Annotated in this window: 17 protein-coding genes; 7 read left to right on the forward strand and 10 right to left on the reverse strand. The window is 58.2% G+C overall.

What is annotated here, in order from left to right:
• Positions 1-69 precede the first annotated feature (69 nt).
• The 4 genes from gyrB to dnaA all read right to left on the reverse strand — a co-directional run bounded on the left by gyrB (position 70) and on the right by dnaA (position 6,299).
• A complete protein-coding gene (gyrB, locus tag U5J94_RS03890; protein WP_322564325.1) occupies positions 70-2,490 on the reverse strand; it encodes a DNA topoisomerase (ATP-hydrolyzing) subunit B in 2,421 nt (806 codons plus the stop codon).
• Positions 2,491-2,518: 28 nt separating this feature from the next.
• Positions 2,519-3,595: a DNA replication/repair protein RecF gene (gene recF, locus U5J94_RS03895; RefSeq protein ID WP_322564326.1), complete on the reverse strand. Its 1,077-nt coding sequence runs from the start codon at positions 3,593-3,595 to the stop codon at positions 2,519-2,521.
• A gap of 10 nt (positions 3,596-3,605) precedes the next feature.
• Complete coding sequence (dnaN, locus tag U5J94_RS03900) at positions 3,606-4,706, reverse strand: DNA polymerase III subunit beta (protein ID WP_322564327.1); 1,101 nt, start codon at positions 4,704-4,706, stop codon at positions 3,606-3,608.
• Positions 4,707-4,931: 225 nt separating this feature from the next.
• Complete coding sequence (gene dnaA / locus U5J94_RS03905; protein WP_322564328.1) at positions 4,932-6,299, reverse strand: chromosomal replication initiator protein DnaA; 1,368 nt, start codon at positions 6,297-6,299, stop codon at positions 4,932-4,934.
• A gap of 239 nt (positions 6,300-6,538) precedes the next feature.
• Between dnaA and rpmH the strand changes: the two genes are divergently transcribed.
• The 6 genes from rpmH to U5J94_RS03935 are packed head-to-tail and all read left to right on the forward strand — an operon-like array spanning position 6,539 to position 11,221.
• Positions 6,539-6,673 carry a 50S ribosomal protein L34 gene (gene rpmH, locus U5J94_RS03910; RefSeq protein ID WP_322564329.1) on the forward strand — a complete coding sequence of 45 codons (135 nt, stop codon included), beginning with the start codon at positions 6,539-6,541 and terminating at the stop codon, positions 6,671-6,673.
• 14 nt (positions 6,674-6,687) lie between these two features.
• Positions 6,688-7,047, forward strand: coding sequence for a ribonuclease P protein component (gene rnpA, locus U5J94_RS03915; RefSeq protein ID WP_322564330.1), 360 nt, complete (start codon positions 6,688-6,690; stop codon positions 7,045-7,047).
• The gene (yidD, locus tag U5J94_RS03920; RefSeq protein WP_322564331.1) at positions 7,032-7,259 is read left to right on the forward strand and encodes a membrane protein insertion efficiency factor YidD; all 228 of its coding nucleotides are present in this window, start codon (positions 7,032-7,034) and stop codon (positions 7,257-7,259) included. The genes rnpA and yidD overlap by 16 nt, the downstream gene beginning before the upstream one ends.
• Positions 7,260-8,963 carry a membrane protein insertase YidC gene (gene yidC, locus U5J94_RS03925; RefSeq protein ID WP_322564332.1) on the forward strand — a complete coding sequence of 568 codons (1,704 nt, stop codon included), beginning with the start codon at positions 7,260-7,262 and terminating at the stop codon, positions 8,961-8,963. It abuts the gene before it with no gap.
• Between the two features lie 12 nt (positions 8,964-8,975).
• Positions 8,976-10,382: a tRNA uridine-5-carboxymethylaminomethyl(34) synthesis GTPase MnmE gene (mnmE, locus tag U5J94_RS03930; protein ID WP_322564333.1), complete on the forward strand. Its 1,407-nt coding sequence runs from the start codon at positions 8,976-8,978 to the stop codon at positions 10,380-10,382.
• A 23-nt stretch (positions 10,383-10,405) separates the two neighbouring features.
• Positions 10,406-11,221 carry a M48 family metallopeptidase gene (locus U5J94_RS03935; protein WP_322564334.1) on the forward strand — a complete coding sequence of 272 codons (816 nt, stop codon included), beginning with the start codon at positions 10,406-10,408 and terminating at the stop codon, positions 11,219-11,221.
• On the opposite strand, the gene U5J94_RS03940 is transcribed toward U5J94_RS03935, so the two are convergent.
• The 4 genes from U5J94_RS03940 to U5J94_RS03955 form a co-directional block, all read right to left on the reverse strand.
• Positions 11,218-11,349 (reverse strand): hypothetical protein, encoded by a 132-nt coding sequence (locus U5J94_RS03940; protein WP_322564335.1) that lies wholly within the window; start codon positions 11,347-11,349, stop codon positions 11,218-11,220. The genes U5J94_RS03935 and U5J94_RS03940 overlap by 4 nt on opposite strands.
• A 67-nt stretch (positions 11,350-11,416) precedes the next feature.
• Positions 11,417-13,405: a DUF3488 and transglutaminase-like domain-containing protein gene (locus tag U5J94_RS03945; protein WP_322564336.1), complete on the reverse strand. Its 1,989-nt coding sequence runs from the start codon at positions 13,403-13,405 to the stop codon at positions 11,417-11,419.
• Positions 13,406-13,409: 4 nt separating this feature from the next.
• Positions 13,410-14,357, reverse strand: coding sequence for a DUF58 domain-containing protein (locus U5J94_RS03950; protein WP_322564337.1), 948 nt, complete (start codon positions 14,355-14,357; stop codon positions 13,410-13,412).
• Positions 14,358-14,364: 7 nt separating this feature from the next.
• Entirely contained in the window at positions 14,365-15,300 is a 936-nt protein-coding gene (locus U5J94_RS03955) for an AAA family ATPase (protein ID WP_322564338.1), read from the reverse strand.
• Between the two features lie 103 nt (positions 15,301-15,403).
• Between U5J94_RS03955 and U5J94_RS03960 the strand changes: the two genes are divergently transcribed.
• Positions 15,404-16,447, forward strand: coding sequence for an aminopeptidase (locus U5J94_RS03960; protein ID WP_322564339.1), 1,044 nt, complete (start codon positions 15,404-15,406; stop codon positions 16,445-16,447).
• 148 nt (positions 16,448-16,595) lie between these two features.
• Here the strand turns inward: U5J94_RS03960 and U5J94_RS03965 are convergent, their stop codons facing one another.
• Positions 16,596-17,924 (reverse strand): 6-phosphofructokinase, encoded by a 1,329-nt coding sequence (locus tag U5J94_RS03965; RefSeq protein ID WP_322564340.1) that lies wholly within the window; start codon positions 17,922-17,924, stop codon positions 16,596-16,598.
• Between the two features lie 81 nt (positions 17,925-18,005).
• Positions 18,006-18,227, reverse strand: a complete 222-nt coding sequence (locus U5J94_RS03970; RefSeq protein ID WP_322564341.1) for a hypothetical protein — start codon at positions 18,225-18,227, stop codon at positions 18,006-18,008.
• Positions 18,228-18,348: the final 121 nt, after the last annotated feature.

Genomic DNA, 18,348 nt, shown 5'->3' on the forward strand with positions numbered 1-18,348 from the left:
CGACCCATGGGTCTCGACAATGAGACATGACCTGAGGTAAAACAGGTCTACTTTTCAGACATCGAGTTTTCAGACATCGAGGTTGTTGGCGTTAAGCGCGTTGCTTTCGATGAAGTCGCGGCGAGGCTCGACCTGATCGCCCATCAGGGTGGTAAAGATCTCGTCGGCGGCAACGGCATCCTCGATCTGCACTTGCAACAGTCGCCGCGAATCGGGATCCAGGGTGGTTTCCCACAGCTGTTCGGGGTTCATTTCGCCCAGTCCTTTGTAGCGCTGGATATGCTGGCCGCGCTTGGCGTCCTCCAGCAACCACTCCATCGCCTGACGAAAAGCAATTACCGGCTGCCGCTTCTCGCCGCGCTGGATATAGGCCCCCGTTTCCAGCAACCCGTCGAGTTGTTCGCCCAGGGTACGAATTGCCTTGTATTCACCCATCTCGAAGAACTCGCGGGTAAACCGGTAATCGCTGCTGATCCCGTGGCGAATGGCCGTCACGGTCACCTGCCAGCTGCCGCTTTCGTTCGCGTCGCTCTTGAACTCGAACTGAAAGCGCTTGTTGGTAGTGTCATCGTTCTCCAGACGCTGCTGCAGTTCGGCAAACCATCTGGCCATGCCGTCGTTGTCCAACAGCTGTTCATCCTTCAGTCCGGGCATGTAGATCATTTTTTCCAGCACGATTTGCGGATAACGCCGGCTCAGGCGCCGCAGGGTATCATTGACCAGCATGTGCTGACGGGCCAGCTCTTCGAGCGCTTCCCCGCTGAGCGGGGGCGCGGTCTCGTTGACGTGCAACTCGGCGCCGTCCAGAGCCGTCTGCAGCAGATAGGCGTTGAGCTCGGGATCGTCCTTGAGATAACGCTCCTGTTTACCCTTCTTGATTTTGTACAGCGGCGGCTGGGCGATATAGATATAGCCGTGCTCGATCAGCTCCGGCATCTGACGATAGAAGAAGGTCAGCAGCAGGGTGCGGATATGCGAGCCGTCAACATCGGCATCGGTCATGATGATGATGCGATGATAGCGCAGCTTGTTGATATCAAACTCGTCCTTACCGATCCCGCAACCCAGTGCGGTGATCAGCGTGCCGACCTCCACCGAAGAGAGCATTTTGTCGAAGCGGGCTTTCTCCACGTTCAGGATCTTGCCCTTGAGCGGCAGAATCGCCTGGGCGCGGCGATCCCGGCCCTGCTTGGCGGAACCGCCGGCCGAATCGCCCTCCACCAGGAACAGTTCGGAAAGACTGGGATCCTTCTCCTGGCAATCGGCCAGCTTGCCCGGCAACCCGGCCACATCCAGCGCCCCCTTGCGGCGGGTCATTTCCCGGGCCTTGCGCGCCGCCTCCCGGGCGCGCGCGGCATCGACAATTTTCGATGAGATGGCTTTGGCATCGGGCGGGCTTTCCAGCAGGTAATCGCTGAACTTCTGCCCCATGACCGACTCGACCACGCTTTTCACTTCGGAGGAGACCAGCTTGTCCTTGGTCTGGGAAGAGAACTTGGGATCGGGGACCTTGACAGACAATACGGCACAGAGCCCTTCCCGGGCATCGTCCCCGGTGGGATTGACCTTGGCTTTTTTTCCAAGCCCTTGATTTTCAATATAATTATTTAGTGTCCGGGTGAGCGCGGTGCGAAAGCCGGAAAGATGACTGCCGCCGTCGCGCTGCGGGATATTGTTGGTAAAGCAGTAAATGTTCTCCTGGTAGGAGTCATTCCACTGCATGGCCAGCTCGACCCAGATGCCATCCTTTTCCGTATTCAAATAGAAGACATTTTCATGCAGCGGGGTCTTCTTGCGATTGAGGTGTTCGACAAACGCCCGGATCCCCCCTTCGTATTCAAAGATATCCTGCTTGTCCGGCTCCCGCTCGTCGGTCAGAACAATGCGCACGCCGGAATTGAGAAATGAGAGCTCGCGCAGACGCTTGGCCAGAATATCGTAATGAAATTCCGTATCGGTGAAAATCTCGGTGCTGGGCTTAAAGCGGATTTCGGTGCCGGTCTGCTCGGTCTCCCCGATCACTTTGAGCGGATACTGGGGTTCACCCAGTTGATACTCCTGCTGATAGACCTTGTTGTCGCGGCGGATTGTGATTTTAAGTTGCTCGGAAAGCGCATTGACCACCGAAACCCCCACCCCGTGCAGTCCGCCGGAGACCTTGTAGGAGTTGTCATCGAATTTTCCACCGGCGTGCAGCACGGTCATGATGACTTCCACCGCCGATTTACCTTCCTCTTCGTGCAGATCGGTCGGGATCCCGCGCCCGTCATCACGGACCGTGACCGAGCCATCGCTGTGGATGGTCACTTCAATATTTTTACAGTAGCCGCCCAGTGCCTCATCAATGGAATTGTCCACCACCTCAAAAACCATGTGGTGCAGGCCCGTGCCGTCATCGGTATCCCCGATGTACATGCCGGGCCGTTTACGAACGGCATCCAGCCCTTTCAGGACCTTGATGTTCGAGGAATCGTAGATTTTTTCGCTCATTGGGCGGAGACCTCCAGTCGGTTCACCATTATACCACTTCTTGCACCGCACCGTGTTCCACGTGGAACATTTTGACCGACTCGCAACCTGCAGTGTCGATCAGTCCCACTTCGGTCGCGGTGACGAACAATTGCGCACCCGATTCCACCAGCAGGGAGAGCAAACGGGCCCGACGATCGGGATCCAGCTCCGCGGGAAGATCATCGACAAGCAGTACCGGAATCTGATCGCGGACATCCCGGAACTGGGCAATTTGCGCCAGACGCATCGCACTGGCCAACAACTTTTGCTGACCCCGGGAGAAGTGATTTTGCACCGGCATTTTTTCCTGACGCAGCACCAGATCGGCCCGATGGGGGCCATTGTGGGTGAATCCCTGCTGGCGATCCCCTTCAAATCCCTTTTCCAGTGCCGCCTGAAAATCGAGATCCTGGGCCCAGCCCGGCAGGTAATGCATTTCGGGCACGCTGCCTAACAGGGCCTGACAATACCGTGCCAGCCAGGGTGTTAATGCAGCGACGTACTGCCGCCGTAATTCGGTCAGGCGCTGGCCCTGCTCGATCAGCTGGGCGTCCCAGTAGCGAATTTCTGTAGGGGGCGATTGGGCCCGCAGCGCGGCATTTCGCTGCCGCAACACCTTGTGATAGGCCTGCCAGACCGGCAAGAAGGTATGTTCCACGTGGAACACACCCCAATCGAGAAACTGGCGGCGATAGCGGGGCCCCTGCTCCAGAATGCGGTGAATATCGGGATTAATGACCTGAACCGGGAGGACCGCCGCCAGGGCCGAGGTTTTCCGGACCGTCTGGCTGTTGATCCGGATCCGGGTCAGATCCCGCCCCTTTTCGATGCCCACTGCGGTGGTCTGACCGCCCCGCCCCTGAATCCGGCCGAATACAGTCAGGCTGTCGTGATCCCGTTGAATGACGTGCTGTATCGGATTGGTGCGAAAAGAACGCGCGAGGGAGAGCAGATGGATCGCCTCGAGCAGGCTGGTCTTGCCACTGGCATTTTGCCCATGGATGAGATTAATCCGGTCACAGGGGGCCATCTGTACCGAGCTCAAATTGCGAACCCGGGCAATCTCCAGGTGGACCAGACTCATCCTGTTGTCATCAGAGCCGCATCGGCATGATCACATAGCGGCTGTTGAGGTCCTCATTGCCCTGAATCAGGCAGCTGTGGTTGGCATCGATCATACCGATGGTCACCTGGTCCGATTTCAGCGCAGAGAGGGCATCAAGGAAATAACTGACGTTAAAACCGATTTCGAACTCATCCCCATCATAACTGACTTCCACTTCTTCTTCGGCCTCTTCCTGCTCGGGGTTATGCACCGTCGCCTTGAGTTGATTGGCGGAGAGCGTCAACCGCATCCCGCGGTATTTTTCGTTGGACAGCACCGCGGCACGATGCAGCGCTTCATAGAGCGGCTGGCGATCGCAGCTAACAATACGGGCCGGATCTTTTGGTATAACTTGTTGATAATCTGGGAATTTTCCATCGATTAATTTGGAAGTGAAACTGATATCCGGCAATTCGACCCGAATATGATTCTCACCCAGCTGAATGCGCGCCGTGGTTTCGCTCTCCTCCAGTAAGCGCATCAACTCGGTCACCCCTTTGCGCGGCAAGATAACCTGGCGGGATTCGCTGACCGGCAGTTCGGCTTCCAGTTCACAAACAGCAAGGCGATGCCCGTCGGTCGCCACGGCCCGTAATAGATTCTGGCTTAACTCCAGCATGAGGCCATTAAGGTAGTAACGCACATCCTGCTGGGCCATGGAAAACTGGGTCTGCTCGATCAGTTTCTTCAGCTGCTGCTGGGGGATAGAAAATTCCAGTGGCGAGTCGATGGGATCGATATTGGGAAATTCAGCCGCCGGCATGGTGGCCAGGGTAAACCGGCTGCGCCCCGAGCGAATGATTGCCTTGTCCTGCTCGAGCTGAAGATCGAGTCGCGCATTTTCCGGCAACGCCCGGCAGATATCGATGAATTTTTTTGCCGGCAGGGTAATGTCTCCGCTGTCGGGGGCATCCACCGGAAGTTGTGCCACCATCTCTACTTCCAGATCCGTTCCCGTCAGGGTCAGTTTGCCCGCATCGATGGAAAACAGAATATTGGAAAGGATCGGTAACGTCTGGCGTCGCTCGACCACACTGCCTACCGCCTGGAGTGGACGTAGCAGAGATTCACGTTCAAGAGTGATATTCATAGTATTAAATACCTAAATATATATCTTCTTATTGTTAGATCTATTAGTCCAGCCAAAAACTGTTAATAAGTCGATTTTTTGGTTATGCATTATAGACTTATCTACCCTAACAAGTGGCAGACAACTCCGGTATGAAGACGGTATGAGCTGTGGATAAACTGTGAGGATGCCGCATCCGATCGAGAAGGGTCAAGTTGAAAACAGTTTGTTCACAGCTTATGCGCATCATGTACTCAGGGTTCTTAACAGGTTGGAGACATCCTCGTTGATACGTTGATCCCCTTCTTTGAGTTCTTCCACCTTGCGGCAGGCATGAAGTACAGTGGTATGGTCACGCCCCCCGAAGGCATCGCCGATCTCCGGCAGACTGTGGCTGGTCAGCTCCTTGCACAGGGCCATGGCAATCTGGCGCGGTCGGGTGATGGAACGGTTGCGCCGCTTGGAGTGCAGATCCGAGACCCGGATTTTAAAATATTCAGCCACGGTCTTTTGAATGTTATCGATGGTGATCAGCTTGTCCTGGATTGCCAGCAGATCCCGGAGCGCGTCCTTGGCAAAATCCATGGTGATCGGCCGGCCGGTAAAGTGGGCGTTGGCGATGACTCGGCGCAGTGCGCCCTCCAGTTCGCGAACGTTGGAACGAATCCGCTTGGCGATGAAAAAGGCCACTTCGCTGGGCATCTCGATCCCCGATAACTGGGCCTTGCTCATTAAAATCGCCACCCGGGTCTCCAGCTCCGGCGCCTCGATGGCCACCGGCAGCCCCCAGCCGAAGCGGGATTTAAGTCGCTCTTCCAGGCCGTCCACTTCCTTGGGATAACGATCGCAGGTCATCACCACCTGCTGGCCCCCTTCGAGCAGGGAGTTGAAGGTGTGGAAAAACTCCTCCTGGGAGCGCTCTTTGCCGGCAAAAAACTGGATATCGTCGATCAGCAGCGCATCGACCGAGCGGTAGAAGCGTTTGAAATTGTTAATGGTGTTGTGCTGCAGGGCCTTGACCATTTCCGCGACAAACCGCTCGGAATGCAGATAAATCACGTTGGCTTTTGGCTTCTGCTGGACGATCATGTTGCCGACCGCGTGCATCAGGTGGGTCTTGCCCAGGCCGACGCCGCCGTAAATCAGTAGCGGGTTATAGGCTTTGCCCGGATTCTCCCCGACCTGAAAGGAGGCGGCCTTGCCCAACTGGTTGGATTTGCCCTCCACGAAATTGTCGAAGGTAAAGTTGGGATTCAGGCTGGTGTTGCGCGAGCTGACCGGCTGGGCGGTCACCGTGGCACTGCGCGCCGGGGTCGGCGGGTTGCTGGCGGCCGGCGTCGGATCGTCCGTCGCCAGCGCCATGTCAGGCGGCGCCTGGGTGCCGACTTCGGTGACGATGGGCACGGATAAACCGGCCAGATCGCAGGCGATCGCCGCAATTTGCGTCATAAAGTTGTTTTCTACCCGCTCTTTGACGAAGGCGTTGGGCGCCAGCAGACGCAGGGTATGGGAATCGTATTCGGCGTGCAGCGGCCGTATCCAGGTATTGAATTGCTGTGGTGTCAGCTCCCCCTGTAAGCGATGCAGACACTGATCCCATAGCGAGTCGGACACGGTTCCCCCTGAAACAGATGGTGAGGTTGGAATAATTATGATCCCCGGCCAAGGGGCACCAAGTCTATACCCTTCATCGAAAGTTATCCACAGAGCCGCGGGCCCTTTTTTCATGCGGGATTTTGGTCTCGAACAGTTGACAGATGGCGGCCGGCGCAGTATTGTTGCCGACCTTTTTCAGGGCAAATCGGCCGGCCAAAATGGCCGATAAAATCGTTCGATAAACAATGGTTTAGGTCATGAAACGTACTTTCCAGCCCAGCAATCTGAAACGCAAACGGACGCACGGTTTCCGCGCCCGCATGAAAACCCGCGGTGGTCGCAAGATCCTCAACGCCCGTCGCGCCAAAGGCCGCCATCGTCTGGCAGTCTGATCCGGAGTCGGTGGATGACTACCGGGCGCTTTGCTCGGCATCAGCGGCTGCTGACCTCCTCCGACTTCCGGTACGTTTTCGCCTACCCCCGGCGCTTTAATCATCCCTCTCTGACGATGCTGGTCAGATCCAATCATCAATCATTTGCCCGTCTCGGTCTGGCGATTCCCAAGCGTCATATCAAACGCGCGGTGGATCGTAATCGTATCAAACGTCAGATCCGTGAATCTTTTCGCGCCTGGCAGACGAAACTGGTAGGATGGGATATTGTCATGATGGCGCGTAGTGGCGCGGATCGGTTAAGTAACCGGGAGTTGCACGACGTGCTGGAATTACATTGGCAAAAGCTGGCAACGCTATGCGCAGACTCCTGATTCTGTTAATCAGTGGCTATCGCTATCTGATCAGCCCCCTGCTGGGCCAGCATTGCCGTTTTTATCCCAGCTGTTCCGAATATGCCCAGACCGCCGTGAGCCGGTTCGGTGCTTTGCGGGGTGGCTGGATGGCCGTCAAACGCATCAGTTGTTGTCATCCCTGGCATGAGGGGGGCATCGACCCGGTACCAGAGAAAGAGAAGAAGAAGTAAATGGAACAACAACGCCCCCTCTTGTTTATTGCCCTGGCCATCGTCCTCTTCCTGCTATGGGACGCCTGGCAACGGGACTTCGGTCCGCAACCTGAACCCCGGACGACCCAACAAACCGATCAGGCCGGTGACAGCCGGGCCGATCGCGCCGACGTGCCGATGGGCGCCGATGAGAGCGAAACCCCTGCCCAAAGCGACAGCCGCTCGGCCGATGTGCCGTCGGGCGGCGGTGAGGGGCGTCGCCTGCTGGAAAGCGGATCGCGCATCGAGGTGGTGACCGATGTCTTTCGTGCAGAAATCGACACGGTCGGCGGGGATCTGCGGCGGGTCGAGCTGCTCGAATACCCGGTTACCAGTGACAGGCCGGATGAACCGGTGGTGCTGATGAACGACAGTCTGCCGAACCTGTTTGTCAGCCAGTCCGGGTTTACCGCCAAGCGCCAGCGCGAAGGCGATGACAGTCTGATCGAAGCGCCGAACCATTACAGCCGCTATCAGGCCAAGGCCGATCGCTATCGGCTGCGCGAGGGCCAGGATCAACTGAGCGTGGATCTGGTCTGGGAAAGTCCCGAAGGCGTGGAATTTATCAAGACCTACACGTTCACCCGCGGCGATTATCTCGTGCAAGTGGACCATACCGTTAATAACCAGACCGATCAACTGTGGCGGGGCAATCTCTATACCCAGTTACAGCGCACCCAGATCTCGCAAATCGACACCCCCCGGTTCGTCTACACCTACATGGGCGGGGTGATCTACTCGCCGGAAGAAAAATACGAGAAGATCGACTTTTCCGACATGCAGGACCAGGATCTGGAACGCACTATCACCGGCGGCTGGGCGGCCATGATCCAGCACTATTTCCTCGGTGCCTGGATTCCGCCGGCGGAGGAAGCACAGACCTTCTATAGCCGGCATATCAAGAACAACACCCGTTATGTGCTGGGGATGAAGTCGGCCAATGAATTGCGCGTGGCCGGCGGGGAACAGCAGACTCTGAGCAACCGGTTGTTCGTCGGGCCCAAGCTGCAGGATCGGCTTGAAGAAGTCGCGCCGGGATTGGAGTTGACGGTCGATTACGGCCTGCTGCATTTCATTTCCAAACCGCTGTTCTGGATCCTCGATTTCATCCATGACTTTGTCGGCAACTGGGGCTGGGCGATCGTGTTGCTGACGATCTTGATCAAACTGGTGTTCTACAAACTCTCCGAAGCCAGCTACAAATCGATGGCCAACATGCGCCGGGTCCAGCCACGCATGAAGCAGCTCAAGGAGCGTCACGCCGGCGATCGCCAGAAGATGAACCAGGCGTTGATGGAGCTGTACAAGAAAGAGAAGATTAATCCGCTGGGCGGCTGTCTGCCGATCCTGGTGCAGATTCCGGTGTTCATCGCGCTGTACTGGGTGTTGCTGGAAAGTGTCGAGATGCGCCAGGCGCCCTGGATCCTCTGGGTGCAGAACATGTCCGCGCCGGATCCCTATTTTATTCTGCCATTGCTGATGGGCATCACCATGTTCATCCAGCAGAAACTCAATCCGGCGCCGATGGATCCCATTCAGGCCAAGATCATGATGGCCTTGCCCTTTGTCTTTACCATCTTCTTTGCCTTCTTCCCGGCCGGGCTGGTGCTGTACTGGGTGGTCAACAACACCCTGTCGATTGCCCAGCAGTACTACATTACCCGTTATGTGGTGAAGGCGTGAGGTGGCGAGGGCGTGAGTTCGCGAGATCGCGCTAATTCCGGTTCAACTGACGGTTTAACGAGTTCACGCGCTTACGCCCCCGACACCGTCGCGGCCCTGGCCACCCCGCCGGGGCGCGGCGGGGTCGGGATTATTCGGGTTTCGGGTCCGGCCTGTGCGGCGATTGCTGACGCGATGCTGGATCATCTGCCCCGACCGCGCCAGGCCGAATACCTCCCTTTTTATGATAGCGCGCACCAGGCCATCGATACCGGCCTGGCGCTCTGGTTTCCCCGCCCCCATTCGTTTACCGGCGAGGATGTGCTGGAGTTGCAGGGCCACGGCGGCCCGGTGGTCATGGACATGCTGCTGGCCCGGGTGGTCGAGCTGGGGGCGCGGCTGGCCCGGCCCGGAGAGTTTTCCGAGCGGGCGTTTCTCAATGACAAACTGGATCTCGCGCAGGCGGAAGCGGTGGCGGATCTGATCGAGGCCGGTTCCGAGCAGGCGGCGCGCTCGGCGCAGCGCTCCCTGCAGGGGGTTTTCTCTGAGTGGATTCATAGCGTGGTCGAGCAGCTGACCCAGTTGCGCATCTATGTGGAAGCGGCCATTGATTTTCCCGAGGAAGAGATCGACTTTCTTTCGGATAAACGGGTCACCGAGCAGCTCGACTGGTTACAGCGCGAGCTGGCCGAGGTGATCAAACAGGCCCATCAGGGGCAGCTGTTGCGTGAAGGGATGCGCATTGTGCTGGCCGGTCGCCCCAATACCGGCAAATCGAGTCTGCTCAATGCCCTGGCCGGGCGCGAGTCGGCCATCGTCACCCATATTGCCGGGACCACCCGCGATGTGCTGCGCGAGGAGATCAGCATCGACGGTCTGCCGCTGCACATTATCGATACCGCCGGCCTGCGCGAGGGTGGTGATGAGGTAGAGCGACTGGGGATGGAACGCACCTGGCAGGCGATCGAACAGGCCGATCGGGTTTTGCTGCTCATCGACGACCGCCAGGGATTTGGGGAACCCGAGCAACAGATCCTGCAACAACTGCCGGCGCACTTGCCGGTCACCCGGGTTCATAACAAGATCGATCTCACCGGGCAGACGGCCCGGTTGTATGAAGATGAACAAAGTGTTTGGCTCTACCTGTCGGCAACCCGGCAGACCGGTATCGATCTGTTGCGCGATCATCTCAAGACTTGCGTGGGCTATACTCCGCAGGGTGAAGGCATGTTCATGGCGCGACGGCGGCATGTTGACGCTCTGCAACGGGCCTATGAGTTGATCGCCAATGGCGCGGCCCAGTTAAGCGAACATGGAGCCGGCGAGCTGCTGGCCGAAGATCTGCGTCAGGCGCAACAGGTGCTGGGCGAGATCACCGGCGAAGTCAGCAGCGACGATCTGCTCGGGAAAATTTTTTCCAGTTTCTGTATCGGTAAATAGGGCACTGCCAGGGAGCACGTCTGATGGAAAGATCTCACTATTGGTTGGCGGTGTTGATCATCGCCCTTGTTAGCGGTTGTGCCACCAGTCCCACCGGCCGCTCGCAACTGATGTTGATCTCGCCCGAAACCGCGATCAGCGAGTCGGAAAAAGCGTATATCCACACGGTCAGCACGCTGGGCCAGGAAAACAAGCTGGTCAGCGATCCGGCTATCAATCAACGGGTGCAGGTCATCACCGGTCGGCTGGTCAATGTGGCGATACAGCGTTATCCCCGCACCCGGAACTGGAAGTGGAGTGTTGCGGTCATCGACGATGCCGAAACGGTCAACGCCTGGGCAATGGCGGGCGGGCGCATGGCGGTCTATACCGGGCTGCTCGAGCAGTTAAAATTGACCGATGCCGAGCTGGCCCAGATCATGGGCCACGAGATCGCCCATGCGCTGGCCAACCATACCGCCGAGCAGATGTCGGTGGCTTTGGCGACGCAGCTGGGGGTTACCGCGGTCGGGATCGCCACAGAGGCATCCGACAAAACCTTGACCGTCGGCGCCATTGCCGCGCAACTGGCCGTGCAATTACCCAACAGTCGTACTGCCGAGGCCGAAGCCGATCGTATCGGTATCGAACTGGCGGCGCGGGCCGGCTACGATCCCCAGGCCGCGGTGACGCTCTGGCAGAAGATGGCGAAAGCCGGCGGCGATGGTCCGCCGCAGTTTCTCAGCACCCACCCCGCGCCGGGCAATCGCCAGGCGACGCTCGCTGCCCTGGTGCCGAAAATGCGTCAACTCCGGCCCGCGACGCTCGGCCCCGTGGCCCCGGTGACCCTGGCGCGCTAGATACCTGACGATCGCCTCTCTTTGAGCTGTTCGACATGGGCAACCAGCCCATCCACGGTCTCTTTTAACAGATCGAGCTCATCGCTGATAAAGCGCTTGAGTCGGGTGCGGGGCGAATGTCGGCGCATGATCATTCCAGACAGTGGTTGACAACAGCAGGCCATGGGGTTTTGTCACGCCGGCCATAAGTGCCAGTCAGGGTGAAAATCGGCGCACGGACTGACGGAGGGTTTTTAACTGTTGCCGGTATGCATCGCGGCTCAGTGGTGCATAGCGTAACAGCAGGTAGTAGCGGGTAATGCGACCGAGGGGGCCGGCCAGGGTCGGTTGTCGGCGACTGAGGCGCAGGCAAAACCGCGTTGGTGTTTCGCCGGGTGCTTTATGCCAGCCGCGGCGCGCCAGTTTGCGCAACAGGCGTCGGTAGAGGCGTGTTGCGCGATCGTCTGATTCGGGTGTTGGTCTGAACAACAGAGCGGCAATGATCAGCAGGGCCACAACCAGGGCGATAAACAGCAGCGCGATCAGGCTGTGCCAGCTGATATTGTCGAGCCCCAGTGCTTTGAGCAGGGCATTTTGACGCGAGGAGTTATAACCGATCACCCACTGTTGCCAGCGGTTGTTGAGGGCGTCCCAGACAAAGCCGGCCTGACGCATCGATTGCTGTAGCCAGGGCCGCTCGGCGTCGAGCTGGCTGCGCACTTCGGGCTGGCGCCGGGCCAGATCGGCGCTCAGCTCCACCCGCGACGCGGGAATGACGCCGGTGGGATCGATTCGCACCCAGCCGCGACCCTCGAGCCAGACCTCGCTCCAGGCATGGGCGTCGGATTGGCGCACGATCATGTAATCGGCCAACGGGTTCATTTCGCCGCCGTAGTAACCGGTCACCACTCGTGCGGGGATATCCGCCTGGCGCATCATCACGGTAAAGGCGGAAGCGTAATGTTCGCAATAGCCGCGCCGGGTTTCGAAGACAAACTCGTCCACCGGATCATCGAACAGCAGCGGCGGCTCGCGGGTGTAATAAAAAGGTTGTTGGGCAAAATAGTCCAGCACCGCCTTAACCAGAGCGCCCGGCGAGTCAGCGTCCGCTTTCAGTTTTGCCACCAGTTCACGGGTGCGTGGTGAGGTTGTTGCCGGTAACGCCACATAACGCGATCGTTCCGGCAGAACCGTGGCATCCAGTTGATAATCGAGGTGGGAGCGCATGGTGTAACGATAGACCTCGTTAACAGGTCGACGCGCGAGCAGCTGGTATTCGCTATTGAACTGCGCCTTATCCGGCGGTGTTGCGGGCATGTCCAGTGCGAACAGCCATTGGCGATTATGGGGCTCGAGGGTCACCTGATAGTCCACGGTCTGACCCAGGGGATCCAGATCGAACTGTTGGGGCAGGCGGATCTGATGCGGCCGGGTTTGCCATTTGCGGCCGTTGTATTGCCAGAGTATCGGACCGCGCCAGTAGCGCTGCTCCGCTGCTGGTACCGTGCTGTCAAACTGAACACGAAATGCGACCGCATTCGAATCGGCCAGTCGGCTGATGCGCCCCGGCTCCATTTCATCGCTCAGGCCGGTTTGTGCGCTGGCGGTATCTTCCGGGAGTGCCCACAGGGGGCCGGGAATGCGCGGAAACAGCACAAACAGGATCAGCGCTACAGGTAGTGCCTGGATCAGCAGCCGCAAGGCGAGTCGCAAGTCGCGTAACAAGGGTTGGCGTTGAAAAGCCCGCCCCGGATGTTGAAAGCTGATCAGGCTGGCGATCAGCAAAGTCACGACCACCAGGATATAGGCGCCCATGAGCAGTGACTGACTGAACAAAAAGGCGGTGACCATGACAAAGAAAGCAAGAAAGATCACGACCGTGACATCCCGCCAGCTGCGCATCTCGAACAGCTTGAGTGCCAGCATCAGCAGTAACAGGGCGCTGCCGGCCTCGCGCCCGACCAAGGTTCGATAGGTGGCCAACAGGGCAAGAATCGCCAGCACCACCAGCGCGGTGCGCACGAAGCGGTTGGGCAGTGGCACCCACCCGGCGTCGTGTAGCAGCCGCCAGCCGATCGCCAGCAGCGTGGCCAGGGCGAGCCACAGCGGCAGGTGCGACAGATGCGGCAGGATCACCAGCAAGATGCTGAAAAGTAACAGGCCATTGGCCAGAGGCGGGCGAGGCAGGCGCACAGAGCGGAACATGCGATCAGCCGAACAGCGCCAGTGCCTCAAGGCACTGTTGCCGGTGTTGCGGGCCGCGGCCCGGTTCCAGGAGCCGATCCGGGAGCCACAGACCGTACTCCAGATCCTGCCGCTCGGCTTCCAGGACCCAGCGGCACAATTGGCTCAGCCGCACCTCCACCGCCAGTCCCTCCAGCGTGCGCCAGTCCAGCCACAGCCGCTCGCTGCGATCACCGCCGAACTGTTTGGTCAGCAGGCCCTGTTCCCGTGCCAGCGCTTTCCAGTGAATGTGTTTAAGCGAATCGCCGCTGCGATAGCCGCGCAGTCCGGCAAAGTCGTCACTGCCCAGACCCTGATCGCCCAGCAGGCTGGCCATGTAGCGAGAGGCTTGTGGCAGACGTTCCTCGGCCGCCGGTGCCGGATAGACCAGATACTGCGCGTCGGGTACGACATGACTCCAGGCCCGGAACAACCCGAGGGGAAAGGTGGAGGCCAGGATAAAGCGGCCGACGGGCTGCCAGCCGCGGGCGCCGGCCGGTTTGTGCAGGGTAACGGTGGTGTGGCGCCCGGGCGGCACATCGAACACCATGAACGGCTGATCGGCAAAAGCGAGGCGGTAGCGGGTGGCCGGACCGGGATTGGCCAGGATCACCGGGACGCTGACCTCGCCACCGGCAAAAACCGGGGGAATCGTTGCCACACGGAGCTGCAGTTGCAGCAGATTGCGATAGGTATGGAGGATGGCGACCAGTGCAATGCTGCCCAGCAGGAAAGTGAGAAAATAGCCGAGGCTGTTGTTGTAATTGATGGCCCCGATCAGAATCACCGCCAGGGTGACGGCAAAAAAAACCCCCTGCCGGGTCGGCAGAATATAGACATTGCGCCGGTTGAGCGTCCAGGGCGCGGGACTGGGGGCATCGCCCTGGAGAAAACGGGACAGATTAAAGCGCTGGATCAGCGAAGCGGCGCGCATCGCCGGCTCAGGGGATCGGCACGTCCAGCAGCTGTTGCACCAGCCGCTCGAGTGCGTGGCCGCTTTCGCCCGTCGCCGGGCGCAGTCGGTGGGTGACGACACCGGGCAACACCGCCTGCAGATCATCGGGCAGGACATGATCCCGATCGGCCAGCAACGCCCAGGCGCGGGCTGCGCGCAATAACGCCAGCCCGGCGCGCGGCGACAGACCGGTGACGATCTCCGGGTGTTCGCGACTCAGCGCGACAATCGCCTGCAGGTAATCGAGCAAGCCGTCACTGACATAAATTCGACTGACCGCCTGCTGATAGATCAGCAGATCCTCGGGGTCGAGGACGGGCCCCAGATGCTCCAGCAATTCGCGGCGATCGACGCCACTTAACAACGCACGTTCGGCACCGATATCCGGGTAGCCCAGCTCCAGGCGAATCAGGAAGCGATCCAGTTGCGATTCCGGCAGGGCGAAGGTACCAATCTGATAGGTCGGGTTCTGCGTCGCGATCACGAAAAAAGGCTCGGGTAGATCGCGGGTCTGTCCCTCCATGGTGACCTGACGCTCCTCCATCGCTTCGAGCAAGGCGCTCTGGGTCTTGGGGGTGGCCCGGTTGACTTCGTCGGCCAGAACCAGCTGGGCAAAGATGGGCCCCGGGTGAAACTTGAACTGCCCCGTGGCCTGCTCATAGACCGATACCCCGAGAATGTCGGCGGGCAGCAGATCGCTGGTAAACTGGATACGCTGATACTGGAGTCCCATAACCGCGGCGATAGCATGGGCCAGGGTGGTTTTACCCACCCCCGGCTGATCCTCGATCAGCAGATGGCCGCGGGCCAGCAGGCAGGTGACGGCCAGATGAATCGACTCTTGTTTGCCGACGATGATCTCGCCAAGACGGGCGATGGCCTGATGCAGGGGGCGGGTATCGGGTTTGACCGGACTGTCCATAATCACTCGCACAAAAGGTGTAGAAAATCTGACACACTATTATATAGTAGATTCATTCCTGTATCGGCGTCGCCCGCCGACAATTTACCGAAAAGGCGATTCTGTGCGTACCCTCCTGCTGTTGTTTGTGATCGTCATCACCCTGCCGGGTTGCAGCACCCTCACCTATTATCTCGATGCGGTCAACGGCCATGCCGGGATTCTCAACCAGCAACGGCCGGTCAGTGAGGTCATCAAGGATCCCGGTACCCGCGATGCCGTGCGTCAGGCGCTGATTCAGCTTCAACAGGCACGCCGTTTTGCCGTTGATGTTCTGCTGCTGCCGGATAATGACAGTTACCGTTATTACGCCGACATTGGCCGTGAGTATGCGGTATGGAATGTGATCGCCACGCCCGAGCTGTCGGTGAAACCCCGGCAATGGTGTTTCCTGTTTGCCGGGTGTCTTAATTATCGCGGCTATTTTGCCGAATACAAAGCACAGGCGTATGCGCAACAACTGCAGCAGCAAGGTGACGATACCCATGTCGCCGGCGCGCGCGCCTATTCCACATTGGGCTGGTTTGATGATCCGCTGCTCAATACCATGCTGTTAAAGAATGAAGCCAGCCGCCTCGGCGTGCTTTTTCATGAGCTGGCGCATCAGAAAATCTATATCGAGGATGACCCGGCGTTTAACGAAGGCTTTGCCGTGTTTGTTCAACAGGAGGGCGTCAGACGCAGGTTTGAAGCGCAGGGCCGGCACGAAGAGGTCGATCGATACCGGCAAACAGTGGCGCGTCGCGCCCGGTTCCATGGGCTGTTACTTGAAACCCGGGAAAAGCTGGCCCGGCTGTATGCCAGCCAGCAACCGGCTGCGGTCAAGCGTGAGCAAAAGCAACAACACTTTGCCGATCTCAAGCAGGCCTATCGACAGCTAAAACAGCAGTGGAACGGCTATGACGGTTATGATGAATGGATGCAACAACCGTTAAACAACGCTCATTTGGCACTGATCGCGACTTACCGCGAGCAGGTTGATCGGTTTGAAAAGTTGCTCGATCATTATAACGGCGATCTGACGGCGTTCTATGCGGAGGTAGAGCGGCTTGCGAAACTTTCCCCCGAGCAGCGAAAAACCGCATTGATAAACAACGTTGACGAATGAAAAATCAGCTTACCCTCAATACTAAGTACTAAGTACTAAGTACTAAGTACTCAGAACTTTTAAGCATTCAAAATTGCTTTTGTAAATAAAACGGGGCGGTAGAACCGCCCCAACTGCTTACTGCTTTATGGTTGTTTTTGTTAACCGGTCATACGGTGAAGTTTTTCAGTTTCTTCGTAACAGCCACGTTCTTCAGCCGGACATACCTGGGCAGGCCGTCCTTGTAGGGCGGATAGTCCTCGCCCTTGATCAACGGCAGCATGTAGTCACGGCATTTTTTGGTGATACCAAAGCCATCCCTGGTGATGAAGTTATCCGGCATCATCTTCTCGACATTGGCAACCTTGGACAGCGGCGCCATGCCGACTTTCCATTTAAACGGCTTGTTAGAGATGCGATCCACCGTGGGCATTACCGCATTGTGTCCCTTGATGGCGAGTTGTACAGCCGCCTTGCCCATGGCATAGGCCATGTCCACATCGGTCTTGGAGGCGATATGGCGCGCGGAGCGTTGCAGGTAATCGGCAACGGCCCAGTGGTTCTTGTAACCCAGTTCACTGCCCACCATCTCGGCGATCACTGTGGCGGCACCACCCAACTGGGCGTGGCCGAAGGCGTCCTTGCGATCGGATTCGGCCAGAAAACGACCGTCGGGCCAGTGTACTCCTTCGGAAACCACGACCGAGCAATAACCGTGTTTCTTGACCATTTGATCGACCCTGGCCAGGAATTTCTTCTGATCGAACTTCACTTCCGGGAACAGGATCACGATCGGGATCTCGGTGTCTTCACTGGAGGCCAGGCCACCGGCGGCGGCAATCCAGCCGGCATGGCGACCCATGACTTCGATGACGAAGACCTTGGTTGAGGTCTTGGCCATGGACTGTACGTCGAAGCTTGCCTCGCGGGTGGAGACGGCAATGTATTTGGCCACAGAGCCGAAGCCGGGACAGTTGTCGGTAATGGGCAGATCGTTATCCACGGTCTTGGGTACATGAATCGCCTGCACCGGATAGCCCATCTTCTCTGACAGCATGGAGACCTTGTGGCAGGTGTCGGCCGAGTCGCCGCCACCGTTATAGAAGAAGTAACCGATGTTGTGCGCTTCGAACACCTCGATGAGCCGTTCGTACTCGCGGCGGTTGTCTTCCAGGCTCTTTAATTTATAACGGCAGGAGCCGAAGGCGCCAGCGGGCGTATGGCGCAGCGCCTTGATCGCGGAGGCGGACTCCTTGCTGGTATCGATCAGATCCTCGGTCAGCGCGCCGATAATGCCGTTGCGGCCGGCATAGACCTTGCCTATCTTGTTCTTGTTGTTGCGCGCGGTTTCAATCACGCCGGCCGCACTGGCGTTGATCACGGCGGTCACCCCGCCGGACTGGGCGTAAAAGGCGTTTTTGGGCGCCTCTTTTTTTACGCGACGGGTACTGGTTTTTTTCTTTGCAACTTTCTTTTTGGCCTTTTTCTTGGCAGCCATAGCGGGTTCCCCTTTTTAACTGGATACGCTGGTATCGATTTATGGAACAACAATGCCCGCACGCGGCAGGCATTATGAAAATTACTGGCTGAGCTCCGTGATCGTGTTGCTCCGCAATTCATGGCCGGCCTGCACAAAAAGGCAGCCGCCTTTTCCCCGGTACACGGCCGGTTCCCGATCGGTCGGGTAACGCCGCGAACGAATATCGGCGCGATGCAGTTCGAGCGGAGGGTGATAACGCTCTTCCAGGGCCGTCTCGAGGGTCCTGATTGTCGCACCGGCGAAGACCGGGATTTGGCTCATGGTTTCTGTTCCTTCGAGCAGATTCAAAGGCAAAGCATACCGCAATACCTTCAAAATTGCATGGCGCCCTATTCTGGGAGACTGAGAGACGGGTGCAAATGAACTTTTATATAGCCGGCAA

The sequence above is a fragment of the Thiohalophilus sp. genome (assembly GCF_034522235.1).
Taxonomy (GTDB): Bacteria; Pseudomonadota; Gammaproteobacteria; order UBA6429; family Thiohalophilaceae; genus Thiohalophilus.

Bases quoted from the DNA above. Each gene is read 5' to 3' on its own strand.
- gyrB (WP_322564325.1), bottom strand. From the start codon at position 2,490: ATGAGCGAAAAAATCTACGATTCCTCGAACATCAAGGTCCTGAAAGGG.
- recF (WP_322564326.1), bottom strand. From the start codon at position 3,595: ATGAGTCTGGTCCACCTGGAGATTGCCCGGGTTCGCAATTTGAGCTCG.
- dnaN (WP_322564327.1), bottom strand. From the start codon at position 4,706: ATGAATATCACTCTTGAACGTGAATCTCTGCTACGTCCACTCCAGGCG.
- rpmH (WP_322564329.1), top strand. From the start codon at position 6,539: ATGAAACGTACTTTCCAGCCCAGCAATCTGAAACGCAAACGGACGCAC.
- rnpA (WP_322564330.1), top strand. From the start codon at position 6,688: ATGACTACCGGGCGCTTTGCTCGGCATCAGCGGCTGCTGACCTCCTCC.
- yidD (WP_322564331.1), top strand. From the start codon at position 7,032: ATGCGCAGACTCCTGATTCTGTTAATCAGTGGCTATCGCTATCTGATC.
- yidC (WP_322564332.1), top strand. From the start codon at position 7,260: ATGGAACAACAACGCCCCCTCTTGTTTATTGCCCTGGCCATCGTCCTC.
- U5J94_RS03935 (WP_322564334.1), top strand. From the start codon at position 10,406: ATGGAAAGATCTCACTATTGGTTGGCGGTGTTGATCATCGCCCTTGTT.
- U5J94_RS03940 (WP_322564335.1), bottom strand. From the start codon at position 11,349: ATGCGCCGACATTCGCCCCGCACCCGACTCAAGCGCTTTATCAGCGAT.
- U5J94_RS03945 (WP_322564336.1), bottom strand. From the start codon at position 13,405: ATGTTCCGCTCTGTGCGCCTGCCTCGCCCGCCTCTGGCCAATGGCCTG.
- U5J94_RS03950 (WP_322564337.1), bottom strand. From the start codon at position 14,357: ATGCGCGCCGCTTCGCTGATCCAGCGCTTTAATCTGTCCCGTTTTCTC.
- U5J94_RS03955 (WP_322564338.1), bottom strand. From the start codon at position 15,300: ATGGACAGTCCGGTCAAACCCGATACCCGCCCCCTGCATCAGGCCATC.
- U5J94_RS03965 (WP_322564340.1), bottom strand. From the start codon at position 17,924: ATGGCTGCCAAGAAAAAGGCCAAAAAGAAAGTTGCAAAGAAAAAAACC.
- U5J94_RS03970 (WP_322564341.1), bottom strand. From the start codon at position 18,227: ATGAGCCAAATCCCGGTCTTCGCCGGTGCGACAATCAGGACCCTCGAG.